At 58.8% G+C, this 26,734-nt stretch carries 26 protein-coding genes, 1 tRNA gene and 2 rRNA genes; 2 read left to right on the top strand and 27 right to left on the bottom strand.

Annotated features, from left to right (window positions below):
- Nucleotides 1–48: 48 nt before the first annotated feature.
- The 3 genes from trxA to thrS all read right to left on the bottom strand — a co-directional run bounded on the left by trxA (nucleotide 49) and on the right by thrS (nucleotide 3,258).
- Nucleotides 49–381 carry a thioredoxin gene (trxA, locus tag DXX99_RS07090; protein WP_115792803.1) on the bottom strand — a complete coding sequence of 111 codons (333 nt, stop codon included), beginning with the start codon at nucleotides 379–381 and terminating at the stop codon, nucleotides 49–51.
- An 81-nt stretch (nucleotides 382–462) separates the two neighbouring features.
- Nucleotides 463–1,233 carry a helix-turn-helix domain-containing protein gene (locus tag DXX99_RS07085; protein WP_115792802.1) on the bottom strand — a complete coding sequence of 257 codons (771 nt, stop codon included), beginning with the start codon at nucleotides 1,231–1,233 and terminating at the stop codon, nucleotides 463–465.
- 111 nt (nucleotides 1,234–1,344) lie between these two features.
- On the bottom strand, nucleotides 1,345–3,258 hold the full coding sequence (gene thrS, locus DXX99_RS07080) for a threonine--tRNA ligase (protein ID WP_115792801.1): 1,914 nt from the start codon (nucleotides 3,256–3,258) through the stop codon (nucleotides 1,345–1,347).
- Between the two features lie 166 nt (nucleotides 3,259–3,424).
- Between thrS and DXX99_RS07075 the strand changes: the two genes are divergently transcribed.
- On the top strand, nucleotides 3,425–3,931 hold the full coding sequence (locus DXX99_RS07075) for a GNAT family N-acetyltransferase (RefSeq protein WP_115792800.1): 507 nt from the start codon (nucleotides 3,425–3,427) through the stop codon (nucleotides 3,929–3,931).
- Here DXX99_RS07075 and DXX99_RS07070 read toward each other — a convergent pair.
- The 5 genes from DXX99_RS07070 to DXX99_RS07050 all read right to left on the bottom strand — a co-directional run bounded on the left by DXX99_RS07070 (nucleotide 3,896) and on the right by DXX99_RS07050 (nucleotide 11,190).
- Complete coding sequence (locus DXX99_RS07070) at nucleotides 3,896–4,999, bottom strand: M20/M25/M40 family metallo-hydrolase (protein WP_115792799.1); 1,104 nt, start codon at nucleotides 4,997–4,999, stop codon at nucleotides 3,896–3,898. The two genes, DXX99_RS07075 and DXX99_RS07070, sit on opposite strands and share 36 nt — an antisense overlap.
- Nucleotides 5,000–5,002: 3 nt before the next feature.
- The gene (locus tag DXX99_RS07065) at nucleotides 5,003–6,691 is read right to left on the bottom strand and encodes a Na/Pi cotransporter family protein (RefSeq protein ID WP_240610861.1); all 1,689 of its coding nucleotides are present in this window, start codon (nucleotides 6,689–6,691) and stop codon (nucleotides 5,003–5,005) included.
- 97 nt (nucleotides 6,692–6,788) lie between these two features.
- Entirely contained in the window at nucleotides 6,789–8,582 is a 1,794-nt protein-coding gene (aspS, locus tag DXX99_RS07060; protein ID WP_115792797.1) for an aspartate--tRNA ligase, read from the bottom strand.
- Complete coding sequence (gene hisS / locus DXX99_RS07055) at nucleotides 8,582–9,871, bottom strand: histidine--tRNA ligase (protein ID WP_115792796.1); 1,290 nt, start codon at nucleotides 9,869–9,871, stop codon at nucleotides 8,582–8,584. The genes aspS and hisS overlap by 1 nt, the downstream gene beginning before the upstream one ends.
- Nucleotides 9,872–9,942: 71 nt before the next feature.
- Complete coding sequence (locus DXX99_RS07050) at nucleotides 9,943–11,190, bottom strand: glycosyltransferase family 2 protein (protein WP_115792795.1); 1,248 nt, start codon at nucleotides 11,188–11,190, stop codon at nucleotides 9,943–9,945.
- A gap of 215 nt (nucleotides 11,191–11,405) precedes the next feature.
- Between DXX99_RS07050 and DXX99_RS07045 the strand changes: the two genes are divergently transcribed.
- Complete coding sequence (locus tag DXX99_RS07045; protein WP_115792794.1) at nucleotides 11,406–12,296, top strand: SDR family oxidoreductase; 891 nt, start codon at nucleotides 11,406–11,408, stop codon at nucleotides 12,294–12,296.
- Here the strand turns inward: DXX99_RS07045 and DXX99_RS11535 are convergent.
- The 19 genes from DXX99_RS11535 to DXX99_RS06945 form a co-directional block, all read right to left on the bottom strand.
- Nucleotides 12,283–12,459: a hypothetical protein gene (locus tag DXX99_RS11535; RefSeq protein ID WP_165847762.1), complete on the bottom strand. Its 177-nt coding sequence runs from the start codon at nucleotides 12,457–12,459 to the stop codon at nucleotides 12,283–12,285. The genes DXX99_RS07045 and DXX99_RS11535 overlap by 14 nt on opposite strands.
- Nucleotides 12,460–12,462: 3 nt before the next feature.
- Nucleotides 12,463–14,160 carry a ribonuclease J gene (locus DXX99_RS07040; RefSeq protein WP_115792848.1) on the bottom strand — a complete coding sequence of 566 codons (1,698 nt, stop codon included), beginning with the start codon at nucleotides 14,158–14,160 and terminating at the stop codon, nucleotides 12,463–12,465.
- A gap of 70 nt (nucleotides 14,161–14,230) precedes the next feature.
- Nucleotides 14,231–14,767: a SpoIIIAH-like family protein gene (locus tag DXX99_RS07035; RefSeq protein WP_115792793.1), complete on the bottom strand. Its 537-nt coding sequence runs from the start codon at nucleotides 14,765–14,767 to the stop codon at nucleotides 14,231–14,233.
- Nucleotides 14,764–15,369, bottom strand: a complete 606-nt coding sequence (locus DXX99_RS07030; protein ID WP_115792792.1) for a hypothetical protein — start codon at nucleotides 15,367–15,369, stop codon at nucleotides 14,764–14,766. Before DXX99_RS07030 ends, DXX99_RS07035 begins: the two co-directional genes overlap by 4 nt.
- Before the next feature lie 14 nt (nucleotides 15,370–15,383).
- Nucleotides 15,384–15,890 carry a stage III sporulation protein AF gene (locus DXX99_RS07025; RefSeq protein WP_115792791.1) on the bottom strand — a complete coding sequence of 169 codons (507 nt, stop codon included), beginning with the start codon at nucleotides 15,888–15,890 and terminating at the stop codon, nucleotides 15,384–15,386.
- A gap of 15 nt (nucleotides 15,891–15,905) precedes the next feature.
- Nucleotides 15,906–17,057, bottom strand: coding sequence for a stage III sporulation protein AE (spoIIIAE, locus tag DXX99_RS07020; protein ID WP_115792790.1), 1,152 nt, complete (start codon nucleotides 17,055–17,057; stop codon nucleotides 15,906–15,908).
- Nucleotides 17,054–17,449, bottom strand: a complete 396-nt coding sequence (spoIIIAD, locus tag DXX99_RS07015) for a stage III sporulation protein AD (RefSeq protein WP_115792789.1) — start codon at nucleotides 17,447–17,449, stop codon at nucleotides 17,054–17,056. Before spoIIIAD ends, spoIIIAE begins: the two co-directional genes overlap by 4 nt.
- Before the next feature lie 17 nt (nucleotides 17,450–17,466).
- Entirely contained in the window at nucleotides 17,467–17,667 is a 201-nt protein-coding gene (gene spoIIIAC, locus DXX99_RS07010) for a stage III sporulation protein AC (RefSeq protein ID WP_015739654.1), read from the bottom strand.
- A 27-nt stretch (nucleotides 17,668–17,694) separates the two neighbouring features.
- Entirely contained in the window at nucleotides 17,695–18,213 is a 519-nt protein-coding gene (locus tag DXX99_RS07005; RefSeq protein WP_115792788.1) for a stage III sporulation protein AB, read from the bottom strand.
- Entirely contained in the window at nucleotides 18,198–19,169 is a 972-nt protein-coding gene (gene spoIIIAA, locus DXX99_RS07000) for a stage III sporulation protein AA (RefSeq protein ID WP_115792787.1), read from the bottom strand. Before spoIIIAA ends, DXX99_RS07005 begins: the two co-directional genes overlap by 16 nt.
- An 81-nt stretch (nucleotides 19,170–19,250) precedes the next feature.
- Nucleotides 19,251–19,565, bottom strand: coding sequence for a CD1247 N-terminal domain-containing protein (locus tag DXX99_RS06995; protein WP_115792786.1), 315 nt, complete (start codon nucleotides 19,563–19,565; stop codon nucleotides 19,251–19,253).
- A 64-nt stretch (nucleotides 19,566–19,629) separates the two neighbouring features.
- Entirely contained in the window at nucleotides 19,630–20,706 is a 1,077-nt protein-coding gene (gene cobT, locus DXX99_RS06990; protein ID WP_115792785.1) for a nicotinate-nucleotide--dimethylbenzimidazole phosphoribosyltransferase, read from the bottom strand.
- Nucleotides 20,707–20,718: 12 nt separating this feature from the next.
- Nucleotides 20,719–21,210 (bottom strand): ferredoxin domain-containing protein, encoded by a 492-nt coding sequence (locus DXX99_RS06985; RefSeq protein WP_165847766.1) that lies wholly within the window; start codon nucleotides 21,208–21,210, stop codon nucleotides 20,719–20,721.
- A gap of 66 nt (nucleotides 21,211–21,276) precedes the next feature.
- Entirely contained in the window at nucleotides 21,277–22,827 is a 1,551-nt protein-coding gene (locus DXX99_RS06980; RefSeq protein ID WP_115792783.1) for an L-lactate permease, read from the bottom strand.
- Between the two features lie 226 nt (nucleotides 22,828–23,053).
- Complete coding sequence (locus tag DXX99_RS11530) at nucleotides 23,054–24,199, bottom strand: copper amine oxidase N-terminal domain-containing protein (RefSeq protein WP_165847761.1); 1,146 nt, start codon at nucleotides 24,197–24,199, stop codon at nucleotides 23,054–23,056.
- 51 nt (nucleotides 24,200–24,250) lie between these two features.
- Nucleotides 24,251–25,528 carry a DUF4830 domain-containing protein gene (locus tag DXX99_RS06965; protein ID WP_115792782.1) on the bottom strand — a complete coding sequence of 426 codons (1,278 nt, stop codon included), beginning with the start codon at nucleotides 25,526–25,528 and terminating at the stop codon, nucleotides 24,251–24,253.
- A 198-nt stretch (nucleotides 25,529–25,726) separates the two neighbouring features.
- Nucleotides 25,727–25,801, bottom strand: a tRNA-Asn gene (locus tag DXX99_RS06955).
- 11 nt (nucleotides 25,802–25,812) lie between these two features.
- Nucleotides 25,813–25,929: ribosomal RNA gene (gene rrf / locus DXX99_RS06950) — 5S ribosomal RNA — on the bottom strand.
- A 51-nt stretch (nucleotides 25,930–25,980) separates the two neighbouring features.
- Nucleotides 25,981–26,734, bottom strand: a 23S ribosomal RNA gene (locus DXX99_RS06945); the annotation flags it as partial.

Here is a 26,734-nt window from a genome sequence, read left to right as displayed (position 1 = left end):
CTTACCGCTGCGAGTCCAGTATACCACACTCCATCGAGCAAGGCAACTTTATTGCTCGCCCTCCCCCAACAGCCGACCAAGCCAAGCTACCAGCGTCTCCTTAGGGGTGTAGCCTACCTCCTGCGCTACCACCTTACCCTCGCGGAAGAAGAGCAGGGTGGGAATGCCCCTGATACCGTACCGCTGAGCTAGCGACATGTTTTCGTCCACATTTAGCTTGGCCACTTTCAAGCGGCCAGCGAATTCCCGCGCAACCTCTTCTACCACTGGGGCCATGCTCCGGCAGGGGCCGCACCAGGGAGCCCAAAAATCTACCAGTACGGGGATGTTACTTTGCAAAACCTCGGCCTCAAAGTTGCGCTCGTTAACCTCCTGTACCATCGCGGCAACACCCTCCTTAAAGGCTTGAAAGCTTGTCTCCGATGATACCCATTATAGTATATTCGAAAACCACCCGCAATCCTAACCGCAGAAGCCAGACTGCTTAAAGAGCTGAATAAAGTTCAGGATAAAGCGAATTTCCTTCTTGCTCATATTGGCCAGCATGGTCAGTACCGCCTGGACGTTAGTGTCGGCCAGAAGCTCCCGCAGGTCAGGGTTGAGCACGCTTAAAACCTGTTCCGAAGCGTCGGGCTCGATAAGGAAGTAGCAAGGAGAAACTCCCATGGCCTGAGCGATCTTTTCCAGCGTCTTGAGCGAAGGCTGTACCTTCCCCTGCTCAATTTGCCCGATAAGCCCCGCCGTCACCCCCGCCATAGCCGCCAGCTGGGCCTGGGTGAGCCCATACTCTTCCCGCAAGGCCCTGAGCCTGGCTCCCAAGGTGCCCTGCTGCCCCAAAAAGGTCACCGGAGCCACTCCCAGCTCCTCAGCCAGGCGCTTGAGCGTGCTCAGGGAAGGGTATACGGTTCCCCTTTCGATCTCGCTGAGGTAGGAGGCGGATATACCTGCCCGGCAGGCCAGCTCTTGCAGGGACCAGCCCTTCTCCGTGCGCAAGAGGCGGATCCGTTCCCCGACGTTTATCTTCCCCTCTTTGGTCTCCGGCTCCACCAGGCGAGCTTTGCTGACGTTCAGCGCCTGGGCCAGCTTCTCTATGGTTCTAAGGGAAGGCCGCTTGGTGCCCCTCTCGATCTCGCTGAGATAAGAGAGAGAAATCTGCGCCTTACGTGCCAGGTCGTGAAGGCTCATGCCCCTTTCTTCCCGCAAAGCCCTTATGCGCTCGCCGTTAACTATCACCGCTCATCTCACTCCCCTGCAGCCAGGAGTACCTTTGTGCCTCTTATCACAATTTTAGCTAATTGCTACTGCGGGTGTAAAGCAGTATATTCCAAAAACCCCCTACCCTATTTATTCGAGGGCGAGGGCTTTGATCTCCTCCCGGGCCTTCTCCAGGAAAGCTTCCGGCGTCATCGCCCCCAAGTCTCCCCGGCTCCGGTGGCGTACTGCCACCGTGCCAGAATTCACCTCCTTATCCCCGATGACCAGCATGTAAGGGATCTTCTGTACCTGCGCCTCGCGCACCTTGTAACTTACTTTTTCGTTGCGGGTGTCGAGCTCCACCCGCAGATCTTCCCGGCTCAGCAAATCGTAAACCTGCCGGGCATAGGCGTGGTGCCGGTCGGCTATGGGGAGGATGCGAACCTGCACGGGCGCCAGCCATAAAGGGAAAGCTCCGGCGAAATGCTCGATAAGAATGGCCATAAAACGCTCCAGACTCCCGAAAATCACCCGGTGGAGCATCACCGGTCGGTGGCGCTGTCCGTCCTCCCCAATGTAAAAGAGGTCGAACTTTTCGGGCATAAGGAAGTCAAGCTGTATGGTGCCGCATTGCCAGGTTCTACCCAGGCAATCTTCCAGATGAAAGTCGATTTTGGGACCGTAAAAAGCCCCTTCTCCCTCGTTGACCTTATAGGCGAAACCGCGCTCCTCCAGAGCCTCCTTGAGGGCGGAAGTGGCTAACTCCCAGATGTGGTCGTCCCCCATGGATTTCTCCGGCCTGGTGGAAAGCTCCACGTGGTAGGGGAAGCCGAAAACCTGGCGGTAAAAGTAATCTACTAGGTCGATTATCCCTAGAATCTCCTCTTTCACCTGATCCTCGCGGCAGAAAATATGAGCGTCGTCCTGGGTGAAGCTGCGCACCCGCATAAGACCGTGCAGCACGCCGGAAAGCTCATGCCGGTGCACTAGCCCCATTTCTGCCAACCGCAAGGGGAGCTCGCGGTAGGAGTGTACCCGCTGCTGGTAGACGAGAATGGCCCCCGGGCAGTTCATAGGTTTTATGGCGTAAGGCTGCCCGTCTATCTCCAGGAAGTACATGTTCTCCTTGTAGTGGTCCCAGTGACCGGAGCGCTCCCAGAGGGTTCTCTTAAGCAGAATGGGGGTGCGAATCTCCTGGTAGCCGCGCCGGTAATGTTCCCGGCGCCAAAGGGCTTCCAGTTCGTTGCGCACGATCATCCCCTTGGGGTGGAAGAAAGGGAAACCAGGGCCTTCCTCTTGGAAGCTAAAAAGGTCGAGTTCCTGCCCCAGCCGCCGGTGGTCGCGCCGCCGTGCCTCCTCCAGACGCCTCAGGTATTCTTCCAGTTCTTCAGTCTCGGGGAAGGATATACCGTAGATGCGCTGCAGCATCTTGTTGCGCTCATCCCCACGCCAGTAAGCCCCAGCCACGCTCAGAAGCTTGAAGGCCTTCACATACCCCGTTGAGGGTAGATGGGGACCGCGACAAAGATCCACGAATTCTCCCTGACGGTAAATGGTTATGGGAACCTCCGGCGGGAGCTCGTCGATGAGTTCCACTTTGTAAACTTCCCCCCGAGAAGCGAAGAAGCGGCGCGCTTCCTCCCGCGCCATCTCCTCCCGCACGATGGGAAGATCGGCCTCGATTATACGCCTCATCTCGGCCTCGATCCGCTCCAGATCCTCAGGGGAGAAAGGATTGGGAACGTCGAAGTCGTAATAAAAGCCGCTGGCGGTTGGGGGGCCGATGGCCAGTTTGGCTTCCGGGTAAAGACGTTTCACCGCCTGGGCCAGGATGTGAGCCGTGCTGTGCCAGTAAATTTCCCTTCCCTCTGAATCGGCGAAGGTCAAAAACTCCACTTTGGCTTCGGAAGGCAAAGGGGCGTTAAGATCCACCGGCACCCCGTTCACTTTGGCTGCCAAGACGCGCTTTTGGCGCTCGGGTGGTATGAGCGCCAGGACATCTTTCACCGTCGCGCCTTCGGGGAACTCCTTTTCCTCGCCGTCAGGAAGTATGACCTTGCCCAAATCGACCAAGCCCCTCCCTTAAGAAAACCACAGTTTTAAAGGCTCGCTTGCGGGCGTAGAGCGAGCCTAGATCGCGCGGGAATTTTTTTGCTCCCACGAGTATACAAAACCGGCGGAAAAGCTGTCAACTCGAAGATCCTCTTCGCTCCGTGGTATACTGGTAAATGTGGAGAAGGTAGAAATCGTTGCCGTGACCGATCGCCAAACTCTTAATGCTCTCAAGAAACACTTGGTCAACCTTTATCTCAGCGCCTGCGCTACCTTCCCGGAGTATGCTTACACTCACCCGCGGGAGGTTAAAGGGTACCTTCGCTGGCTCTTCCAGCACAGCCAGGGGGGTTTCTTCGTGGCCCTGGTGGAAGGTACTCCTGTGGGCTTCATTTCCACCGACCCCGAGTGGGAGGACCATTGGCTGGGGGAAAGAGTGGGAGAAATCCACGAAATAGTGGTCGACCCCGCTCACCAGAAAAAAGGGATAGGGAGTCTCCTCCTGCAAAGGGGAATTCGGTTCTTGAAAGAAAGGGGTTGCCGCACGATAGGCCTGTGGGTAGGGGTAGGGAACATCAAAGCGCAGAACTTTTACCGCAAACACGGTTTCACTCCCGGACCAACGGCGGGGAAATGGCTGCGCATGTACTTAAAGATCGAGCAAGCGGCGGAAGAAAAGCTTTAAAAACTCCTTGGCTTCCTCCAGTTCCCGGTAATGCAGGTGTTCAAAGGGCGTGTGAGCCACCGCCAGGTCTCCCGGACCCCAGACGACGGTTTCCAGGCCCCGGCTCCGGAAGTGGTGGGCGTCGGTCCAGCTCTCCATAACCACGGGCACCGGCTCCCGCCCGTAAATCTCCCGGTAGACCTCTCGCAAGAGCCGCCCGAAATCGCTTTCCGGATCGCTCTCCCAAGAGGCGGCCCACTCCTCTGCCAGCCCGCAGTGCAGCGTGATTCCCTCCTCGGCCTGCAAAAGGCCGGCCAGCTCCTCTTCCACCTCCCGCAGGGGCACGTCGGGGGGAAGGCGCAGGTCGAAGCGCAGCCGGGCGGCAACGGGCACCGATAACTCCTCGCTGCCACCGGCTAGAAGAAGTGGAGTAACGGCAAGGGGAAGTGGAGGGGAGTAGCGGCGGTTGAGTGCCTCCAGGGTTTCTTCCAACCGGAGAAGGAAACGGGCCGCCCAGAGCAGAGGATTTTTACCCCTCTCGGGCACGCTGCCGTGACTGGGCGTCCCCCTTATCTCCACTTCATACTCCAGAGAACCGCAGGAGGAGAAGGCCAGTTCACCCCGCGTGGGTTCCAGCACCAGCGCGTAGCGCAGCGAAGAGGGAAGGGAAGCGGAAAGCCCCCGCGAACCCCTCCCCTCCCTTTCCTCGTCCCCGGTGAAGGCCACCCACAGCCCACTCTTTTCCCAGGGGAAATCCTTTCCCAGCTCCGCCAGAGCTCCCAGCAGGGCCGCTACTCCCCCCAGGACGTCGCAGGCTCCCCGTCCGTAGAGGCATTCGGACTCCTCCCCTTCCCTCGCCCGCACCCCTTCGATGACCGGAGGAACCACATCGTAATGCGCCGCCACCAGCACCCGAGGCGCCGAGCTTAAGGGGATTAAAATGTTGATTACCTCCTCGTCCACCGGCTCCGGCCGCCAGGGAAGAGCGGCAGACTCAAGGGCAAAAACTAAAGGGGCTAGCGCTCCTCTGGCCGGGTCACAGGAAGCCGCCTTTACCAATAACTTCAGGAGCTCTTTGCACTGCCACAAGGCTTAAAGAGCCTCCAGGCGCGCCTCGGCCTCCGGTTCCTCCGCCAGGACCGCCTCGGGTGGCGGCATGGCAGGGCACACCCGCGGTTCGGCGATCTCCTCCGCCACGGCCAAGGCTATGTTCCGCATATGCTCGCTTACCCTAAGGTAAGCGTTGAGGAGCTCTAAATGCAAGCGAGAAGAGAGCTCCGATTCCTTTATTCCCTCGCGCAGCCGGTGGATATGGGTGGTGCGGAAGCCGCGCTCCAGCTTCAAAATACGGGGATAAAGGCTGGCCGCTTGTTCCGCCAGGCAATAATCGGAGCGGACCAGCGCCTTGTGAGTTAGGCGCACCATTATCGAGACCTCCTGGTACATGATGTCCAGCTCCTCTTCCCCGGTAGGGGAGAACTGGATGTTTTCTCTTATTTTATCCTGCAAAAGCACACCTAGCCGGTTACCCAGGACGTCGCTTACCAGTTCTAGGTCGTTGAGCACGTGGATAAGCCCTATGCCCCGGCGGAACTCGTCGCGGTGCAGCGGGCGGCGCAGGAGTTGAGTAAGGTAGGCGGTAGTCTTAGGCACCAGATGGTCGATTACGTGCTCCTGGTGCATTATGTCTTCCGCCACCGCCATGCTGGAAGTCTTGAGCGCTCGCCCCACGTCAAGATACATCCGCAGCACCTTGGCCGAAATACGCGTGACCTCGCGGTAGGCCAGGCCCAGGGCCAAGGATGGGGTGTCGAGCAGCGCCTCGCTCAAGTACTTGGGCTCAAACTCGGGACGCTTCTTTTCCGGCAAACAGCGCTCCAAAATCAATACCCCGTAGTTGCGCAGGGGGAAGAAGACAGCAGTTATGAAGAGGTTGAAAAAGGTATGGGCGTTGGCCACCTGGAAGCTAGGCGAGGAGCTTATCTTGGTCAACCAACTGACAAAAGGGACGGCCAGGGGAAAAACTAAACAGGTTCCGCCCAGTTTGGCCAGAAAATGGGCCATGGCAACCCGCTGCGCCTCGCGACTGGAGCCTATACTGGCCAGAAGCGCGGTAAAGGAAGTGCCCACGTTGGCCCCCAGGATGAAGTAAAAGGCGGCTAGAGCGTCGATCAGACCCTGGGAAGCCAGGACGATAATGATACCGACGGCCGCCGCACTGCTGTGCACCAGGAAAGTGAAAATGGCCGCAACCACAATAGCCAGCAAAGGTCGATGGGCCACATGCAACAGGGCCTCCCGGAAGAAAACCGATTCTTTGAGCGGAGCCATGGCTTCGGCCATGATCTTAAGCCCTAAGAAAAGCAGGCCAAAGCCCAAAATGGCCTGCCCTACCCGGCGGTAGCGGTCGCGCTTGGTGAAGAAAACTATGCTGGCCCCCACCGCCACTATGGGCAAGGATATCTCGGTCACCCGCAAGGCGATGAGCTGGGCCGTGACCGTAGTGCCTATGTCCGCCCCTAGAATTACTGGCAGGCACTGGCGCAAGGTGATAACCGCCGCGCTGGCCAAACCTACCAGGATGACAGTGGTGGCAGTGCTGCTCTGAAAAAGGATGGTGATGAGCGCTCCCACCACCACGCCCATGAGCGGCCGGTCAGCTACTCTGCCTAGCGCCCGCCGCAGCTTATGCCCGGCTATTTTCTGCAACCCCTCGCTCATGAGGCTTATGCCATAGAGCAAAAGCCCCATGCCGCCGAGGAGGGAAAGCCCCATGCCCATAGCCGTCAAGTGCCTCAGCCCCCGCCGTATCCCACTAAGTCGACCACGATTCGACTTTTAAGATTATATTAAGCCACAACCGCCCGGGGGGCAAGGTTCATGAGAGTTTTTTCACAAGCCCTGAGGACCCCTTGGTTACCTCCACCCGCAGGTGCAGCTCCCGCAGTTGCTCCTCGGTGACGGCTGAGGGGGCCTGGGTAAGGAGATCCTGGGCCCGCTGGGTCTTGGGGAAGGGTATGACGTCGCGTATAGTCTGCCGCCCCAAAAGCAACATGAGCAGACGGTCAAAACCGAAAGCTATCCCCCCATGGGGAGGAGCGCCGTACTCTAAGGCCTCGAGCAGGAAGCCGAACTTATCCCGGGCTTCCTCCAGGTCGAGTCCGATCAGACGAAAAACTTTCTCCTGCAGGTCGCGGCGGTTGATGCGTATGCTCCCCCCACCAAGTTCTACTCCGTTAAGTACTAGGTCGTAAGCCTTGGCCCGGACCTTTTCCGGCTCTGTTTCTAGGAGGGGAATATCCTCTTCCCGGGGAGCGGTAAAGGGATGGTGCAGGGTTACGTAGCGCCCCTCCGCCGGGTCAAACTCCACCAGCGGGAAGTCCACCACCCAGACGAAGCTAAGACCCGGCTTCTCCAGACCCAGCTTCTGGGCCAGATAGCTGCGCAAAGCCCCCAGGCTCCTTTCTACCACCTCGCGCTTGTCAGCCACAAAGAGCAAAAGCGCTCCCTCGCCTGCTTGCAGGCGCTGGCGCAGGGCCTCCACTACTCCTTCGCCCAGGAACTTGAGGATAGGGGACTTGGGGCCCTCCGGCAGGAGCTGAATGTAGGCCAGCCCTTTGGCACCAAAAAGGGCAGCGTAGCGGGTAAGTTCGTCTATTTCTTTGCGGCTGAAGTGGGCCGCGCCGGGCACGGCCAGGCCTTTAACACATCCTCCCTCCCTCACCGCCTGGGAGAAGACCTTGAACTCTACTTCAGCCACCAGATCGGAAACGTCGGTCAGGAGGAGACCGAAGCGTGTATCGGGGCGGTCGGTCCCGTAAAGGGACATGGCTTCCTGGTAGGAAATGCGGGGGAAAGGCAGAGAAACCTCCACCCCGGCTACCTCTCGGCAAAGGGTAGCTATCAAACCTTCGCTTAGCTGGAGAATGTCCTCCACCTCGACAAAAGACATCTCCAGATCTATCTGGGTGAACTCGGGCTGCCGGTCGGCCCGCAGATCCTCATCCCGGAAGCAGCGCACGATTTGGAAGTAGCGGTCCACCCCTGCCACCATCAGCAGTTGCTTAAAAAGCTGCGGCGACTGGGGTAAGGCGTAAAAGCGCCCTGGATATATGCGGCTGGGGACCAGGTAATCCCGGGCTCCTTCTGGCGTGCTCCGGGTGAGCATGGGGGTCTCCACTTCCCAGAAGCCGTGCGCATCCAAAAAGTCGCGTACCACCTTGGCCGCCCGGTGGCGTAAACGCAGGGCCTCTTGCATCTCCGGGCGCCGCAGGTCGAGGTAGCGGTAGCGCAGGCGCAGATCCTCGTCGACGTTGATGCCGTCCTCGATGTAAAAGGGAGGAGTGCGGGAAGGGTTGAGGATGGTGCAGGAGGTGGCCCGCACCTCTATCGTGCCGGTCTTGAGTTTGGGGTTTTCCGTACCCGGTGGACGCCGGTGTACCTCCCCCTCCACCCGCAAAACGTACTCGCTGCGCACCTTCTCCGCCACCGCGAAAGCTTCCGGACTGGTGTCCGGGCTGAAGACCACCTGCACCAGGCCTTCACGGTCGCGCAGATCCACGAAGATCAATCCCCCGTGATCTCGGCGCCGTTGCACCCAACCGGCCAGGACTACTTTTTGGCCTATTTCTCCCTCTCCCAACGTGCCGCAGTAGTGCGTCCGGTAAACCATCAGCTTCCCCCCGTCTCTTTTTGCCTGAGCCAAGCAATCACTTCTGCCTCCGGAAGATCGACCTGCTCTCCCGACTCCAAGTCGCGCAAGCGCACCATCCCCCGCCCCAGCTCCTCGGCGCCCAGGATCAGGGCCCAGCGAGCTCGGTGGCGGTCGGCCTGTTTGAGCTGCGCTCTCAATCCGCGGCCGGAAGCATAGTCCCGGTCGGCCGGCAAACCAGCTGACCGGAGTAGCTTCAGCCAGTAGGCCTGTCGTTTCCTTCCCTCCTCGTCCGCTGCCACCACGAAGATCCCCCAGCGCACCTCATCCTTAGGCAGAGGACTGTCCTCCTGCCTCTCCAAGGCCAGCAAGACCCTCTCCAGGCCCACGGCGAAACCCACTCCAGGCGTAGGCGGGCCGCCGCACTCCTCCACCAGGTAGTCATAGCGTCCGCCGCCCCCCAGAGCGTTCTGCGCTCCCAGCCGGGGAGAAAGCACTTCAAAGGTCGTTCCCGTGTAGTAGTCAAGCCCCCGCACCAGGCGGGGGTTTAGACGAAAGGGTACCTCCAGAGAGTAGAGCTCCTCCTGCACCCCTCGAAAATGGCTCTCGCATCGGGAACAGAGATAATCCAGGGGCGTGGGAGCCTGTTGTACTACCTGCCGGCAGGACTCTTCCTTGCAGTCCAGTACCCTCAAGGGGTTGCGCTCTAGGCGTTGCCGGCAATCCGGGCAGAGGTGAGAGGCGCGCCCCTCCAGGTACTCTTTCAGGGCGGCTACCAACTGCGGACGGCAGACGGGGCAGCCCACGCTGTTAAGCTCCAGTTCCCATTCCCTAACACCGGCCCGCCGGAGGAATTGGGCCAGGAGAAAAATGACTTCGGCGTCGGCCGCCGGGCCGGGAGCGCCGAAAATCTCCGCCCCAAACTGGTGAAACTGCCGGTTGCGCCCCATTTGAGGCCTGTCGTGCCGAAACATAGGCCCCACATAATAAAGCTTTAGAGGCTGAGGGCGGGTATGAAGGCCGTGCTCCACATAAGCCCGCGCTACCGGCGCCGTCCCCTCCGGACGCAGGGCCAGTTCCCGGCCCCCCCGGTCCTTGAAAAGGTACATCTCCTTGACCACTATGTCGGTGGCCTCCCCTACCCCGCGCTGGAAAAGAAGCGCCATCTCAAAAATGGGAGTCCTTATCTCCCGGAAGCGGTGAAGTTTTGCCAGTTCCCGGATTATGTCTTCCAGGTAGTGCCACTTGGGGATCTCTTCGGGCAATATATCCTTTACGCCCGGCGGTAAACGGAAATCTGGCTTTCCCATAGCTCCTTATCCACCTGGCTTCTGCGCGAAATCCTAGATATTCTACCACGCTTCAAAGGATATGGCCAAGTTCACTCGGGATTCTCCGCCCCGTGCCACTTCCGCTGCATCCGGTAGCGGTGCCAAGTTTTAAGCTGCTCCCAGGATATATTGCGCACGTGCTGGGTATGACACCAGGCCCGGCGGTGGCGGTAAATGAAGCCCGCGTAGGTGATGGGGATCCAGGTTAGGGCAAAGACGGGGTAGTAAAGGAGCCAAAGGTAGGCACGCAAAGGGGCTCGCTCCAAAAGAAGGGCCAGCGCCATGTAAAGGTACTGGCCGCTGAAACCTTTTACAAACCACCACAGGTCGATCCGGCTCCAATCGAGCTCGAAAATAGAGAGCAGCGCGGCCAGTCCCACCATCATGGTGAAGTAGGGGCGCAGGAGATATAAGGCCCCGTCTATTTTTTTAAAGTCGCGCGTGCGGATTCCTTCCCACATGAGGCGGAAGAAATAGCGGCCAGCCACCTGGCAGTGGCCTTGCATCCAGCGCTGCCGCTGACGCCAAGACTGTTTGAGGGTTAAAGGCTTTTCGTCGTAGACCGCCGCTTCGTGGGCCCAGGTAACCCGGAGACCGCAGAGCAAAGCTTTGGTCTGAAATTCCAGGTCTTCGGTTAGAGTGGTCATACCCCAACCGAAGCGCTTCAGCACTTCAGCGGCTATACACATGCCCGTGCCCCCTAAAGCACAGCTCAGGCCCAAATTGTGCCGAGCCAGCTGGCAGAACCGGTTGCTTATTAGGTACCCCACGTATATGGAGCGGGAAATCCAAGTATCGTCAGGATTTTTGGTATCGAGGTAGCCCTGGATAATCTTTTCTCCCCGGGCTAAGCGGTGGTTCATAACCTGCAAAAAGTGAGGGGAAACGAGGTTATCGGCGTCCAGAATGATGAAGGCGTCGAACTTCCGGGGCAGGGCGAAAATGCGCTGGAAGCCGTACTCTAAGGCGTAGCCCTTACCCCGCTCATGGGGGTTGTAGCGCTCTATCACCGTAGCTCCTAAGGAGCGCGCTATCTCAGCGGTGCGGTCGGTACAGTTGTCGGCGACTACGAAGACCTCGTAGAGTTCGCGAGGGTACTCGGAGCGGAAGACGCTCTTTATAAGCTCGCCGATTACCTTTTCCTCGTTGTGAGCGGCAATGACTACGGCAAAGGAATGGCGGGGAGGAGTAGCAGAGTAATCCTCCACCCGCCGGTGAAGGGAGAAAAAGGATAGAAGGATATGGTAAAGGCCGTAAGCGGCCAGCGCCAGCTGCAGTATAAAGAGTATCTTCGCCATTCCGTGTCTCCCGACAAAAGCTTGCTTTTTTCTCCTCCTGTGGACACTACTGTTACCGACGCCACCTTTATATAGGGTAATCCATCGACCGCCTGCGGTCAATACGTAACTGCCATCACACCGCCATCTGGATAGAGATTGACGCCGCAAGCCTTCCCGTGTTAATGTTTACCAGCAGAGCTCCCTCTTTATTACCTCCGCCGGGGGGATAAGGCATGGTACTGGTGACGGGAGGGACGGGACTGGTGGGAAGGGCGGTGGTGAAAGAACTCCTCGGCCACCGTTTCAAAGTGCGGTGCCTGGTGCGTAATCCGGAACGCGCCCGGACGCTCCTCGGCCCGGAGCCGGAATACGTTGCCGGAGACGTGACCGATCCCGCCAGCGTGCAGGCAGCCATGGAGGGAGTAGAAGCGGTCATTCACCTGGTGGCCATAATCCGGGAAAAGGGCTGCCAAACTTTCAGAGCCATTAACGTGGGAGGAACGGCCAACGTGGTGCGTGCGGCCAAAGCAGCCGGAGTCAGGCGTCTTATCCACATGAGTGCCTTGGGGGTGAAAGCCGACCCCCGTCGCCCCTACGGGTACTCCAAGTGGCAGGGGGAAGAGTTGGTGAGGGAAAGCGGGCTTGATTGGACCATCTTGCGCCCTTCCGTAGTTTACGGTCCTGGTTTCGGCTTTCTCGACCGCATGGCTCAGTCGGTAAAGCTTTCTCCTCCCCCGCTGGTCTTTTACCCGGCCGTAAATATCCTTTTCCAGCCCATAGCCTCCTGGGACTTGGCTCGCTGCGTCCGCCTGTGCCTGGCCGACGCCAAACTAGTGAAACAGAGTTGTGATCTGGGGGGCCCGGAGCACCTAACCTACCGGGAAATGTTGGTCGCCTACCTCGAGGCTAAAAGACTACGCCGCTTCCCCGTACCTGTACCTTTGGGTATTATAAAGGCGGTGGCCCCGGTACTGGAGAAGGTACTTCCAGATCCGCCCGTGACCACCGCTGAACTTAGGCAGCTAGAGGAAGACAATATTACCGACCCGGCGGTAGTGGAAAAGATTTTTGGCTTCCGCCCGACAAGCTTCAAAGAGGGACTTGAGCGGTTCACTCTTCCCTAAGTTGCCAGCGGCCAAAAGTCCGGGGCTTGCTTTTGCGCGCGAAGAAACGCCCCAACCGGTAGTAGACGAGATCTACCAGTCCTAAGATAAGAGCCGCCAGCAGAAACCCTCCCTGGATCTTTAGCCGGGTTCGCCAGTCAAGCTGTCCCTTTTTCCTGGCCACCTTTCACACCCCCATGATGATGGGTAGGATCATGGGCCGACGCCGGGTGCGCTCGTAGAGGAAGCGGCTCAAAGTCTCCCGCACTTCACTTTTAATGGTAGCCCACTCCAGGCTCTTGCGCTCTATACAGCGGTCTAGGATAGCCCGCACCTGGGCCTTAACCTCCTCCATCAGGGCCTCCGCCTCCCGGACGTAAACGAAACCACGGGAGATGACGTCCGGCCCGGCCACCACCTGCCCTGTCTCCTGGCTTAAAGCCACCACCACGATGAGAATCCCGTCTTGAGCCAGTTGCTTCCGGTCGCGCAGCACTATGTTCCCTACATCCCCCACTCCCAGACCATCCACCAGCACCCGGCCGGCAGCCACCCGTCCAGCAAAGCGTCCTCCTTTCGGAGTTATCTCGATTATTTGTCCGTTTTCTGCCACAAAAATGTTCTCCGGACGCAGACCCAGTTCCCGGGCCAGTTCGGCGTGGCGGATGAGCATCCGGTACTCGCCATGAACCGGTATGAAGTAGCGGGGACGGGTGAGGTTGATCATAAGCTTTAGCTCTTCCTGGCAGGGGTGTCCAGACACATGAACCGCCGAAACGGCCTCGTAGAGCACCATGGCCCCTCGCTTGAAGAGCTGGTCCACTACCCGGGCCACCAGCTTCTCGTTGCCGGGAATGGGGACCGCCGAGATGATGATGGTGTCCCCGGGTATGATCTCCAGCTGCTTGAACTCGCCGGTGGCCATTCTGGTCAGGGCCGACATGGGTTCCCCCTGGCTGCCAGTGGTGAGTATAGCCACCTGGTGGCGGGGAAGCCGGTTGGCCTCCTCCAGCTCCACCATCACACCCTGGGGAAGATTAAGATAGCCCAACTTGTGGGCTATGCTAACCACGTTCACCATGCTGCGCCCAGCCACGGCCACCTTGCGCCCGTAGCGCTGCGCCACCAGGATGGCCTGCTGCACCCGGTGGATGTTGGTGGCGAAGGTGGCGATTATCACCCGCCCGCGTGAGCGGCGAAAGACCTCCTCGAAAGTCTCCCCCACCACCCGCTCCGACATGGTGTAGCCTGGATGCTCGGCATTGGTACTGTCTGAGAGCAGGACCAGCACTCCCTTCTCCCCCAGCTGGGCCAGGCGGTGAAAATCGATGAGTTCCCCGTCCACCGGCGTGTGGTCTACTTTAAAGTCTCCGGTGTGCAGCACCACGCCCAGAGGGGTGTGCAGGGCTACCGCCACGGCGTCGGGGATGCTGTGAGAAACGCGGATGAACTCGACCTTGAAGCAGCCGCACTCCACCACGTCCCGCGGCCTCACCACCCGCAGGTCGGCTTTGAAGCCGGGGAGCTGCTCCTCCAGCTTACCTTCCAGGAGCCCTAGTGTGAGCCGGGTTCCGTAAACGGGCACGTTGAGCTGGGGCAGGACATAGGGCAGCGCCCCTATATGATCCTCGTGGCCATGAGTAAGTATAATACCCCGCACCATCTGGCGGTTCTCCACCAAGTAACTGACATCGGGAATAACCACATCTATCCCCAAAAGCTCCTCTTCCGGGAACATGAGGCCGCAATCTATCACCACGATATCATTCCCGCAGCGAACCGCCAGGCAATTCTTCCCTATCTCCCCCAGCCCGCCCAGGGGAATGATTTGCAGCTTCCCGTTGCGCAAGAAATTCCTCCACCTCCTTCCTTCTTTGGCGTTCATACGGACAGCATAAAAAAGAAAACCTGAGCCGGGCATACCCTCAGGTTAAAGGCCGCCGTTTTCGCTTCTATTATACACCCTCCCCTTTACGGGGCACAACGCTCTTTCTGGTTACTACGGTTATTTCTTCCTGCTTGCGCCCCGTAGCCCGACTGACCAGCTCCACTACCCGCTCTGTCTCCTGAACGCTCAACTCCCGAGGAAGAATCACGGTAATGATTCCTCGTTCTTCGATGGTGACCACCGCTTCTTCGAATCCCTGGGCCTTGAGCAGGCCCTCCAGCCAGGCCTCCTTCTCCGCCCGGCGGGTGAGCTCCATTATTTTCTCCTGAGCTTCTCGGCGGGTGGCCGCGCTGGTTCCCGGATCCTTGGCTATCTCTCTTAAGAGCTCCACCTGCTGGCTACGCCGGCTCTCCTTTTCTAAGCGGAAGTCGGCAAAAAAGCCGTCTTTAGCTTCCCTCCGCGGAAGAGCCATCTTCTCCTCCGCCTGGGAGGGGCAAGGCTTTCCCATCTCCTTGAGCTTGAGCAGGCCCGGCAGAGAGCCCCCTAGCAGGAGGAGCAAGACGAGCATCGCCAAGAAGGAGCGGCGCACGAGGACGAGTCTCATTTCTCCACCACCGCTTCCGGCCAGCGAGGCAGAATGGTCACGCGGTGGGCCTCGATCCCCAGGGCCACCTGAACAGCCCGGAAGAGCTTCTCTTTTACCTGGGGGTCGGCCGCTCCATCGGCCACCACTACCACCCCCAGAGGCCGAGGTGCCTCCTCTCGTTCCACCACGGCCTCTTCCTGCTGCCCGCCCCGCACTACCACTACCTGACCGTTGTTGTTGTCTTCCGTCACCACGCGGCTCCCTCCCCCTTTGTCCTTTTCCTCCGTGACCCTCCGGGAAGCCACGGCGTTGGTGGCGTAAGCCACTTTGGTGGAACCAGCCAGACACACCGTAACCTCCACCCGCCCCGCTCCCTCTACTTGAGAAAGCAGCCGGGCCAGCCGGGAAGCCAGTTCCTTCTCCTCCTCCCGCAAGCGGGTGGCCGGGCCCATCTTCCCCGGCTCAGGCTTGGCCGGTGGTGGAGCTCCGGATTTGCCCCCCAAGCTTCCCATTACCAGAAGCAGCACCCCCGCCGCTCCCAGCAAAGCCACCTTCAGCCAGTAGCCCGGCTTCTTGGCCCAAGAGCTATCTTTTCCGCCAAACAGACGCTGCCAGTCCAAAGGCAGTCCCTCCCTCAGGGTGCCACTAGGGTTATTTTTTGCTGGGGCAAATTGTAAAAGTCGGCCAGCGTCTTCACGGCCTCCGATGCCCCCTCGTCAGCTGAAGCCGTGCTGGCAGGGACATCGTGCGAAACATAAAGCTTTATCTCCCGCAGGCGCGGGTATCCCCCTGTTCCCTCCTCCAGCAACACCTCCACTCGGTCCACGGGCAGGCCTGCCAGGCGGGAGAGCGCCTTTACCTGCCGAGCCAAGCTTTCCCGGTAAAGTTCCTCCGCCCTTCTCTGCCACTCAGGAGAGGGGGCAGAAGCCACGGCACTGCTGCCCACCGGCGGCAGAGAACAGAACTCCGTGCTCGAACGCAACCCGGACAGAATCACCTGCAAAACGGCCGCCACCAGCAGAAGGCCGCAAACCAGCCGCACGTAGCGCCGTATCTCCCCCGCAGGCAGCCAGAGCTCCAGGAAAACGGCCAGAACCACCAGCAGGGTGAGATTGCGCACCAACTCCGCTATCTTCTCCAAGCCACCCTTCCCCCTTCAGCGCAGCGAGGTGGTCAAATGGGCCAAGCCGGTTACTAACCCGATGGAGAAAAGGGCCAAGAGACCTACCAGCACCACCACGGCGAAAATCCCCAAAAGCCCCGCTCCCACCGCATCCAGGCAAGCTGCTAATCTCCCCTCCACCGGCTGCACCGAGGCAGCCGCCAGCTTAAAGAGCAAGCTTAAAGCGCCGAGCTTTACCGCCGGAAAGGCCACCGCCCCCAGAACCACCAGCATCCCGGCCAAACCCACCGCACTTTTCAGCAAGAGGGAGGTGCTCAGCACGGCTTCGAAGGCATCGGCCAGCATGCTACCGGCCACAGGGATGAAAGCCCCCGTGGCGTATTTGGCCGCCCGCAGCGCCAGCCCTCCGCTTACCGCCCCCGTTACTCCCTGAAGGCCCATTATTCCCAGAAGGATAGTGGAGCAAATTCCCAATAAGGCTAGGCCCGCGTGACGGAAGAGAGCAGCCAAGCGGGAGACGGGCAAAGCCTCGCTCAGCTGATTGACCAGGCTCAGAATCACACTGAAGACCAGCAGGGGAAAGACCACATTTTTCACCAGTGTGCCCACCACTTCTAGAGTGAGAAGGATCGTGGGGTGAACCAGAGCTGCCGCTCCCATGCCCCCGGTGGCTGCCAGCAAAGTGAGCAGCACCGGAAAAAGGGCCTGCAGAAAGCTCACCACTCCCTCCACTGTCTGCCTACCTATCCGCAAAGCTAGCTCCAGCGTGCTGGCCACCGTGGCCGCTAAAGCCAGGAAGCATACGGCAAAGCCCAGACGCACCACTGTGCCCTGCTCGAAGGCCGTCCCCAACTGCTGCAACACGGCCAGCACTATGCCTAGAACCAGAAGCTTCCCCAGCAGGCTTCCCCCTTGCCAGATCTCCTGCCCCAGACACCGGCCTAAAGCCGAGAAAAGCGAGGAGGGAGTAAGTTCCAGCTTCCCCTGTATGATGTCCCTCACCAACCGGCGAAAATCGGTGGACGGAGCTAAACTGTGTAGCTCCTGCTGGAGCCTGCTCGCCTCCGCCTCCACCCGGCCAAGCTCCAGCCGAGAAAGCTCTTCCTCCCAAGAAGGAGGAGCGGCCAGAGCGGGGGAGCTCATCTGCAGGAGAAAGAGCAGGCAAAAAAGCCAGACCCCTCTCATCTCTTTATCCCCACCAATTGCAGGAGGAGATCGAGAAGATTAAGTATCACCGGCAGCGCTAGCAAGAGTATGAGGATCTTGGCAGCGAACTCCACCTTCACCGCCAACGCCCCTTCCCCTGCATCGCGGCAGAGTTGGGCGCCGAACTCTGCCAGGTAAGCTATCCCCACGATCTTGAGCAGAACTTCCAGGTAAAGGAGGTTGAGCCCGGCCCGCTGTGCTACTCCTTCTATAACGGTCAAAACGGCGCCGATCTTGCCGGCGAAGGCCAAGAAAATAAGTGCTCCTGTCCCTAAACCCACCAGGAGGGCAATTTCCGGCTTCTCGCGCCTCAGGGCCACCGCCAGTACCGCTGCCACCAGGGCAAAACCCACCACCTGCAGGATTTCCATTTTCCCCTTCACCACCCCTAGAAGAGGCGGAAGACCGTCTGCACCTCGGCGAAGAGGCTTCCCAACAGTTTGACCACCCAGATGAGCACAATCGCTACGCCCGCCCAGGTAGCTAGGTGGGCCAAGTCCTCCTTGCCTGCCTGCTTGAGCATAGTGTGCAGGACCGCGGTAAGTATCCCCACCCCGGCTATCTTGAAGATGAGGTCGATCTGGCTCATGCCCAAACCTCCTTGATTGCCTTTAATCTAAAGGAGGAGCACGGCCAGCCCTATCCCCGCTCCCCAGCCTAAAAAGCGGTAGAGGCGGGCGTAGCGGCGGGCTTCCTCCTCGGCCAGCGCCAGAGCTAGTTTGAGCCGCTCCCGCGCCAGAGTGAGGTGCCGCTCCTGCTCCTCCTTGAGGCTGGTGCCCAAAACTCCTGCTAGCAAGCGCAGAACCTCCAGATCCTCCTCCTTCAAGGCCAGCCGGGAGCGGAAGGAATCGAGCGCCTCTTCCCATACCGCACCGGCATCGCTCCCTCCGGCCCCGGTAGCCAGTCGGTCGGCTACCAGGCAAAAAAGCTCCCCCACCGACCCCCCCAGCCTCCTCCCCACTCGAACCAAGGCCTCCGGCAAAGGAGTGGCGTAGCTTATCTCCGTCTGCAAAAGATTAAGCCCGCCCAAAAGTCCCTGCAGCTCCCGTGGACGGTAGAGGTAATCCCGGCTCAGTTCCTGCCCTGCCATCCCTCCAGCCAGGACGACCAACCCCGCTCCTAACCAGCGCAGCATAACTGCATGACCCTCCCCTCCCCGTCCAGCACCGTGACCTGGCGCTTGGCACCCCGCCGGGAAAGAAGGACGAAACGCTCCACTACCCCTAGGCGGAAAAGGAAGCGGAAGAAGGGACGCCGTTCGAGTTCCTCCAGGCTGCCAGCATGAGCCGTTGCTATCACCCTCACCCCGGCGTTAAGCGCGTCTTCCACAGCCCGCACTTCTTCAGCCCTGCCCACTTCGTCCATCGCTATCACCTCAGGGGCAAAGGCCCTAAGGAGAAGGCGTATCCCCTCCACTTTAGAGCAATGGCTCAGCACGTCGGTGCGAGGGCCAACATCCAACTGAGGCACCCCCTTAAAGCAAGCCGCCACTTCCCCTCGCTCGTCCACCAAGCCTACCGTGACCCCGGAAAAGCCCAAAGCGGGCAGGCCCCAGGAGAAATGCCGGATCAGATCGCGCAAAAAGGTGGTCTTCCCTCCTCGGGGTGGGGAAACGATCAAGGTGTGGCACACGCGTGGAGGGTTCCCCTTTATGAGATAGGGGAGGAAAGGAGTGGCCACCCCCTTGATCTCCCGCGCTACACGGAGGTTGAGGCTACCTATGTGGCAAAAGGTCTTAACTTTTTCCCCTTCCATCAGGGGTTGTCCGGCAATACCCAGTCGGTGTCCTCCCGGCAAGGTGAGATAGCCCTGCTTTACCTCTTCCTCGAAGGCGTAGAGGGAGGAGTTGGTGGCCACATTGAGAGTGCGGAGCAAATCCTCCGGCTGCACCTCGTAAGCCCGAAGCGGATCCTTAACCAGCTCCCCCGCCGGAGAAACGAAATACTCTTCGCCGGCGAGCCGTAAGGTCAGAGGGCGTTTCGCCCGCAGCCTTATCTCCTCGAGCTCAGGCCAGATGCCTAAATGGGCTAGAAGCCGCTGAAGCGAAGTGGGGAAGAAGGATAAAATTTGCTCTCGCAGCTTCTCTTCCACAGTTTGTCCCTCCCCGGAAAAGGTTTATTAGAGGAGGGACAAAGATATGCTCCCAAAATTTAGAGGGGGTTTAATCCCCCTCTAAAACACGTCCTCTTGTTGCTGCTGGGGTGCGGCTGTCTCTTCGCTCAAGTCGACAGTCTCGTAATCCGCCGTCTCCTCTTCTTCATCTGGGCCAAAGAGCACCGATTCCACCGTGTAAAGGTCTTCATCCAGTGCCTGCACGTAATCCTCCAGGTCCTCCTGGGCGCTGCGCAAATCACGCACTTCGGCTACCAGCGCGTCCAGCACCTGGGTTACCTCTTCCCACAGGCGGTTTTCCTTGGCATTAGGGTCGCCCCCAAAACCGGAAAGTAAACCCCGCATGTAAGCCACCTTGGCCTGTAGATCCCCCATCAATTATCACCCCCGGTGCAAAGCCATGCCCTTTCGTTATTATGCCCATCGGGGGTAAAAATTTTTACGAGCGCAAGAGCTTGTCTTCGTGCATGGCTGCTACCCGGGCTTCTGAAAATGTCGCCATCTCTTTCAAAATTTTACATGCAGCCTCCACCAGAGGCATGGCTAAAGCCGCCCCCGTTCCCTCTCCCAGACGCAGATCGAAATCGAGCAAGGGCCTCAAGCCCAGGTGGCGCAGCATATGCCGGTGGGCCTTCTCTTGGGAGAGGTGAGAAGCTATCAGGAACTGCCGCACCCGAGGGCAGAGGCCTGCTGCCACCAGGGCCGCCGCCCCGGTGATAAAGCCGTCCAGCAGAACGGGTACCCGGTGCGCCGCTGCTCCCAGGATGACTCCTGCCAATCCAGCTATTTCCAGTCCACCCACCTTGGCCAGCACATCCAGAGGATCGGAAGGATCGGGCCGGTTGACCGCCAGGCTTCGAGCCACCACCTCCCGTTTCTTCTGTAACACCGTGTCGTTTACCAGCGTCCCCCTCCCCACCGTCTCTTCCGCAGGTAACCCGGTGAAAGCGGAAAGGATGGCGCTGGAGGGGGTAGTATTGCCGATTCCCATGTCGCCAGTAGCGATGAGCGAAGCCCCCTTGCGAACTTCCTCCGTAGCCACTTCTATGCCCACACCGATGGCCTGCAAGGCCTCTTCCCGGCTCATGGCCGGCCCCCGGGCGATATTGCCCGTGCCTGCCCGTACCTTGCGCACCAACACCCCTGGGAAAGAAACGGGGCGCGCCACCCCCACGTCCACCACGACCAGCCGGGCACCCACGTGCCGCGCCAGCACCCCTATACCAGCCGTACCCTGGAGGAAGTGAGGGAGGATCTGGTAGGTTATCTCCTGGGGAGCAGCGCTCACTCCTTCCGCTACCACCCCGTGGTCTCCAGCCATCACTATCACACACTTGTCCTTTATGGCAGGTAAGGGATCGCCTGTGATCCCAGCCAACTGCACGGCCAGCTCCTCCAACCGCCCAAGGCTACCGGGCGGTTTTAGAAGCTGGTCCAAGCGGGCTTGCGCCCAAGCCATAGCCTCCCTATCTAGATCCCCTATTCGGGCGCAGGTTTCAGCAAGCAGCCTTTCCAAGTTTCGAACCCCCTACTCTTTGCGGTCGAAATAGATATTCTTGCCGCTAGCTGACAGAGGAACGGCTAGCACCACATCAGCTTCTATCAAGCCTAGCTGTCTGGCCACAACTCCCGCCCGGTACATGATGCGGTTGTCCACATTATGCAAAGAAGCCGTCTTCACCGCCGAGCCTACGGCAATGCCTAGGTCCACCGCACGCCAGAAACAGTGCGGGCCTTTGAACTCTGGCCCTTCCTGGGGAGAAGAGAGCGCCTGGCAACTGTCCCACCCACAGGCGCCGCAATTAAGCCCCAAAGGCTTGGCGTCTTTAAGCCCTATGAGCAAAACCGCGGTAGAGCGCTTTACGTTATCTCCATCTCGGTCAAAATTCTTTTTCCCCGTCTTTTTCCCGTAATCAATCATCGCCTCTCCCAGACGGACCACCTCCTCCCCGGTGAGTACCCGCAGAACCAAATAGTCTTCCCCGCGCGACTTGGGAGCGGTCCTGGCCGACAAAGCCATGAGTTCGGCCACCAAAGCCACCGTCTTCTCCAAGGCTTAAACCCCCTTTTCCCAAGAGCTTACTCCTTAGGCCCATAGCCAGGTCAACACCGCCGTCAGAGCAGTCATAATGATGCTCAAAAGAAGGGCCAGTCTTAGAACCTGCCCCTCAACCCCAAAGGCGTCGATAGTAGCCGCAGCGTTCTGCAACTTGGCTGGAGAAATTACACTAGCCAATCCTGCCGCCACCGCACACCCCGCCGTCACTATCAGGGCATCAACGTGCAAGAATTCAGAGGTCATCAAATGGTACTTAGCGAAAAGGGCGATGGTGGAAGCCTCGCTGCCGCTTATAAATCCTCCTAGCAGCCCCAAAAAACAGGCCACAGCGGGGTACAGACTCTTGAAAACCATCGCGGAGCTGTAAGCTAGGACGTAAATCATATTAGAGTGGGGATCCAGCAGCCTCCACCCCTGCTCAGTAGGGGTGAAGCCGGAAAAGTTCATCACATAGGCAATGGCGAAAAATACCGCAGCGGAGAAGGTGGGGCGCGGAGCTCTCCTCCACCACTTAACGAGGATCTCCTTCCACTGGTCCCAGCTGGGCCTGAGGAAGGGGAGGGCCAAAAGAGTGCTGACGATCACCCAGGTGTAAGCGTTCCACAGCATTCGGGTCAGAATGGGCTTACCGCCGGGTATAAGGTGCACCGGCATAGCCAGATGGCGAAAGAGGTAATCGAAAACCGGCGGGTAAAAATTGATAAACAAGCAACAAAACAAGAGGATGAGCCAGGGGCTTAAAGCCCGGAGCAGGGACAAATTCCTTTCCAACTCGAGATCGGCAGGAGTTAAAAAAGACCGGTCTATAACCGGCTGTCCCTTGAGCCTGAGGTAGAGCACCATAACTAGAGCTGTAGCCAGACCGGCGAACACGCCGGTAAGCACGATCCCTTTACCGGACCAGGCTACCAGCACCGCTGTGAAACCCATGGTAAGACCGGCCAGGAGGCAGGGAAGAAAGCCTTTTCTGAGTTCTTTAAAGCCTCCCACCAGCCATAGCATACCGAAGCCTATTGCTGTAGAGATGATGGGCATATAGTGCGAGAAAATCCGGGCGGATTGCTCCAGAGGAGTGCCGGTCAGATCGGCGTAGATCACCAGCGGAGCTCCTAGCAAAGCGTAAGTGCAGAGCGAGTCAAACCCCAGAGCGGGCAAGGCCACCGCCACCAAGGTGGAGTAGCCCAGCGCCATCATCACCGGCGGCAGGATAGAAACAGGGGTAGCCCCCACCGCAACCAGTAAAGTGCCCACCCCCATATTGAGCATCATGATCTGGGCCGCCCGGTCGCCGCGGGCCAGCGTTTTAACCGCGACCACTATGCGCTTGAGAGCTCCGGTACACTCCAAGAAGGTGATCTGAAAGATTGAGGCGGCCACCATCAAAGACACGGGGAAAGAGGCCACTAATCCGGCCAAGCTGGCCACCAGTGCCACCTGCCAGGGGGTGTGGAAGTAAAAGCAGGCGATGATAAATGTCAGTACCCATCCCAGCAAACCACTGGCATCCACCGGCCACCGACGAAAAAGCAGCAAGAAAAGCACCAGTAGCACCGGCAAAACGGTAAGAAAGACTGCCAAGTTACTCCCTCCGCTTCCGGCTAAGAATTAAAGGGTCGTTAGCGAATCATTTTTTCGCCACACCCTTACTCACTCCTGCCAACAACAGAGCAAACCAAGGAGAAAAAAGCTAGGCCGCCAGAAGGACGCGGCTCCGGCGACCTAGCTAGGCGGGTTCCAACGGAAAGGCTGACTTAGCAAGGAGGAGCTCCAGGGGAGCCGGGGCCGAAACGTAGAAGAAGCCGGATTATAGAGCCAATTTCCCGCCGCTTTCGAGCACCGCGACGATTTCAGCATGCAGCTTCTTGAGTTCGGCAAGGCTTTTCTCCAACGGCTCCAAAGCCAACCTCTCGTCGGCCTCTATTCTACGGAGGTGAATTCGCTTCTCTTCCTCGAGCTGGCGGTAAAGTGGAGCGTAAGCTTCCTCTAATTTTTTCCTTTCGTATTCGGCCAGAGGCGACCCCCCAAGTCCTCTGGCGTAGAGAGACTTTATGAGGGCGTTTAACTCTTCCACCTCTCTCTTCTTCAATCGCTCCATGGCGCTGTTGTAGTTGTTTTCGATCAACTCGCGCTGATACCGGTACTCGTTTTTGAGCTTCTTTATTTTCCCCTCTACATCACTTATGGCAAGTTCAAGTTCCTGTTTTCGCTGCTCCAGTTTCACACGCTCCTGAGCACTCAGCCCAGAACCAGCACGCTGTCCCGTGTCGGACCCACCGCGGAAAACCCTCACGGTTTGCGTCCCATGATCCCAGCTCACCGTAAACCCAAAGGCTTCCGCTACAAAGCGGGCCGGAAGAAATGTACGTTCCTGCCTGATCACCGGTGCCACATCGGTGGGTACAAACTCCGCCCGCTTGAAGATATCCGTCAATATCCCCTCAAAAAGCTGACTGGCCAGAGCAGGATTCTCCATAGCTACAGCCGCACATTGGGCAAGCTCAGGGTACTCGTAGAAAATCCTCACGGCCTCGGCCAAGGCTTTCTCCCGATCCGACCACCTGGGGAGCTCCTCCAGCAAAAGGCCGTTGGCGACCAGGGCCGCATCCCGCCCCCGCAAAACGAGCAAACCAGGCTCCCCTATGGTCAAGAACACTCCTGTGCCGTTGCCGTAAAGGTAAGCCACTCTAGTTTGTTCATCCCAGAAGACGGCCCATCCCGGCACTCCTAGAGAATAAGCTAGATATCTGATGGGAACATACGTGCGTCCTTGCTCCACAAAGGGCGCCACATCCATGAAGCGGGTTTCGTTTCCCACGAGGTATCGCTTTTCGCCCACTACAAACACGGCCTGCAACTCTTCACCGGACGCATCCGAAACCGAAGGCCAGAAGCACAAAAGCAACGCCAGACCAAAGACCGCCGCAGAAGTTAAAGCCGCCCTTAGCCACATAGCTAAAACCCCCTTGCGATATTCGCTATTGCACCCCTTAACCTGTTGAGGTTAAGGGCCGGTGCCTATGCCCGCAATGCGCCAGCCACTACGCTCGTTTTCCCGTTCCATGGTGAAAAAGAGAGGGCGGTGCCCGTCTTGCAAGGCATCCGCCCGCCTGACCCTAAGATCCACCTCTACCATATACTCCTTCTTTTTCCTATCTGTCGTCCCCTCCACCTCTTTCACCGAGAGAACCCGGGCGCTCCTAACGGTTTGCGCCCAGTCCGCAGAGGCTGCCTGGGTCAAAGAAACAGAGTAAATCCAGTTCTTGTCCATCTCCATGAATAGATACCCCAAGAGCCTCTTTCGGGTCTCGCAGGCATGGGCCAGACGGTAATCTCCCCGGTTAACGGCCTCCCAGTAAGTGCGAATTACTTCCTCCGGCGTCATCCGGGCCAGCCGGAGCTCTACTGGGTCATTATAGTCGGTAAAGGAGGCCACCCAGTCGCCGAAACTTTTCCCCGCAATCTCTTCCAGGCGCCTTCCCTTCAAAGAGCAGGCAAAGCCGTAACCGGGACCGGCATCGAGCCAGGCCCCCACCAGGCGCCCTTCCGCCTTTACCAGCACCGCGCACCCGGACCACCGCCGGGGCTCGGCGAAGAGGGGCAAGGGCTCCTTTACTTTGTAGAGGGTTACCTCCACCTCCCGGCCCAGGTAAGGGGTAAGATCCAAGCCCACATCTTTGCTGAGCTCGTTGGCATAGGCCCAGTAAAGGGGTAGAGGGAATTCGCCCGCCCGGTGCAGAAATTGCCTAGGAAGGCGTACGGTACCGGAGTTTATGTGATAAAGCGGTGTCCAGCCGTACTGACGCAGGAACAAAGCATCCGCCCCTTCGATCGCTCCGGAGGGATGGCTATATCCCCAGAGGTCGAAGAGGAGGCCGTTGAAAGAAGGGGGAAGCTTTACCCACCGGCCGTCCCACCCAAAGTAACCGGGGGCCTGAGGATCCCAGGAGTGAGTTTGATAAGCGAAAAGCCCGGTTTCCCGTATCCCTTTATCCGTGTTTAAGCGGAAGGAGATAAAGTAGCGCTCGGATGGGAAGGAAGGAGTAGAGACAGGCTCTGCCTTTTCCAGCTGAACAAGAAAATAATCGAGCAGAACCGGATCGGTCACTTCTAGAATAACCTGCGGTCCCCGAGGCGTCTCCTTCCACAAACGCAAACTCACGATGCACTCGCGGTCTTCGGGGAAAGAGAACTCTTCCGCTCGCGGCGGTCCGCAGCCGGCCATCAGTAAAAGCCCGAGCCCCAGCATCGCAAGCGATAACCCGCCTCCTCTCACCGCCATCCCCCCGTTGTCATTACCAGAAATCCTACCATTTAAGTGGACCAGTTTCTACCTCGGCGGCTTCCTCTCCTTCTTCAGCAGAAAAAATCCGGATTGAGAAAACACTACCTTTTAAGCGTAAAAAGCTTTTAAAGCAGAGCTGCGCCATGCCAGAAACCAAAAAAGCCTGCGCTAAAACGCAGGCCTGGTCTAGCTTTTTGGCTCCGCGAGCAGGATTCGAACCTGCAACCACCCGGTTAACAGCCGGGCGCTCTACCGTTGAGCTATCGCGGAAATTTAAAGGTCCCCGGCAGCGACCTACTCTCCCGCCCCGTCTCCAGGGCAGTACCATCGGCGCTGGAGGGCTTAACTTCCGTGTTCGGAATGGGAACGGGTGTATCCCCTCCGCTATGACCACCGAGGACCTCGTCTTCCCTCGCTCCCTCAAAACTACATAGTGTCAGGGCAGGCTCCAGGTCAAGACCTCGACCGATTAGTACCGGTCAGCTCAACCGGTTACCCGGCTTACACCTCCGGCCTATCTACCTGGTAGTCTACCAGGGGTCTTACCCGGGTTTTACCCCGGTAGGAAACCTCATCTTGGGGCGGGCTTCGCGCTTAGATGCTTTCAGCGCTTATCCCTTCCAGGCATGGCTACCCAGCTATGCCCCTGGCGGGACAACTGGTACACCAGCGGCCTGTCCGTCCCGGTCCTCTCGTACTAGGGACGGCCCCCCTCAAGTTTCCTCCGCCTGCGGTGGATAGGGACCGAACTGTCTCACGACGTTCTGAACCCAGCTCACGTACCGCTTTAATGGGCGAACAGCCCAACCCTTGGGACCTGCTCCAGCCCCAGGATGCGATGAGCCGACATCGAGGTGCCGAACCTCCCCGTCGATGTGAACTCTTGGGGGAGACCAGCCTGTTATCCCCGGGGTAGCTTTTATCCGTTGAGCGATGGCCCTTCCACTCGGTACCACCGGATCACTAGGCCCTGCTTTCGCACCTGCTCGACCCGTCGGTCTCGCAGTCAAGCCCCCTTATGCCCTTACACTCACCGCGCGATTTCCAACCGCGCTGAGGGGACCTTTGGGCGCCTCCGTTACCTTTTAGGAGGCGACCGCCCCAGTCAAACTGCCCACCTGACACTGTCCCCAGACCGGCTCAACGGCCCAAGGTTAGAACCCCAATGTCCTAAGGGTGGTATCCCACCGGCGGCTCCACCCA

Origin of the sequence: Ammonifex thiophilus (genome assembly GCF_003368535.1) — a bacterium.
In the GTDB taxonomy this organism is placed as follows: Bacteria; Bacillota; Desulfotomaculia; order Desulfotomaculales; family Ammonificaceae; genus Ammonifex; species Ammonifex thiophilus.
The sequence above is the reverse complement of the archived record's forward strand: the minus strand, read 5'-3'. Positions and strand labels throughout refer to the sequence as shown.

What these genes read in the sequence shown, in the direction of transcription:
- DXX99_RS07045 (WP_115792794.1), top strand. Translation starts at nt 11,406, where the DNA reads ATGGTACTGGTGACGGGAGGGACGGGACTGGTGGGAAGGGCGGTGGTG.
- DXX99_RS11530 (WP_165847761.1), bottom strand. Translation starts at nt 24,199, where the DNA reads ATGTGGCTAAGGGCGGCTTTAACTTCTGCGGCGGTCTTTGGTCTGGCG.
- DXX99_RS07050 (WP_115792795.1), bottom strand. Translation starts at nt 11,190, where the DNA reads ATGGCGAAGATACTCTTTATACTGCAGCTGGCGCTGGCCGCTTACGGC.
- trxA (WP_115792803.1), bottom strand. Translation starts at nt 381, where the DNA reads ATGGTACAGGAGGTTAACGAGCGCAACTTTGAGGCCGAGGTTTTGCAA.
- DXX99_RS07040 (WP_115792848.1), bottom strand. Translation starts at nt 14,160, where the DNA reads ATGAACGCCAAAGAAGGAAGGAGGTGGAGGAATTTCTTGCGCAACGGG.
- spoIIIAE (WP_115792790.1), bottom strand. Translation starts at nt 17,057, where the DNA reads ATGAGAGGGGTCTGGCTTTTTTGCCTGCTCTTTCTCCTGCAGATGAGC.
- DXX99_RS07035 (WP_115792793.1), bottom strand. Translation starts at nt 14,767, where the DNA reads ATGAGACTCGTCCTCGTGCGCCGCTCCTTCTTGGCGATGCTCGTCTTG.
- DXX99_RS06995 (WP_115792786.1), bottom strand. Translation starts at nt 19,565, where the DNA reads ATGGGGGATCTACAGGCCAAGGTGGCTTACATGCGGGGTTTACTTTCC.
- DXX99_RS07005 (WP_115792788.1), bottom strand. Translation starts at nt 18,213, where the DNA reads ATGCTGCGCTGGTTAGGAGCGGGGTTGGTCGTCCTGGCTGGAGGGATG.
- hisS (WP_115792796.1), bottom strand. Translation starts at nt 9,871, where the DNA reads ATGGGAAAGCCAGATTTCCGTTTACCGCCGGGCGTAAAGGATATATTG.
- DXX99_RS07065 (WP_240610861.1), bottom strand. Translation starts at nt 6,691, where the DNA reads ATGGGCATGGGGCTTTCCCTCCTCGGCGGCATGGGGCTTTTGCTCTAT.
- aspS (WP_115792797.1), bottom strand. Translation starts at nt 8,582, where the DNA reads ATGGTTTACCGGACGCACTACTGCGGCACGTTGGGAGAGGGAGAAATA.
- DXX99_RS06965 (WP_115792782.1), bottom strand. Translation starts at nt 25,528, where the DNA reads ATGGCGGTGAGAGGAGGCGGGTTATCGCTTGCGATGCTGGGGCTCGGG.
- spoIIIAC (WP_015739654.1), bottom strand. Translation starts at nt 17,667, where the DNA reads ATGAGCCAGATCGACCTCATCTTCAAGATAGCCGGGGTGGGGATACTT.
- spoIIIAD (WP_115792789.1), bottom strand. Translation starts at nt 17,449, where the DNA reads ATGGAAATCCTGCAGGTGGTGGGTTTTGCCCTGGTGGCAGCGGTACTG.
- DXX99_RS06985 (WP_165847766.1), bottom strand. Translation starts at nt 21,210, where the DNA reads ATGGCTTTGTCGGCCAGGACCGCTCCCAAGTCGCGCGGGGAAGACTAT.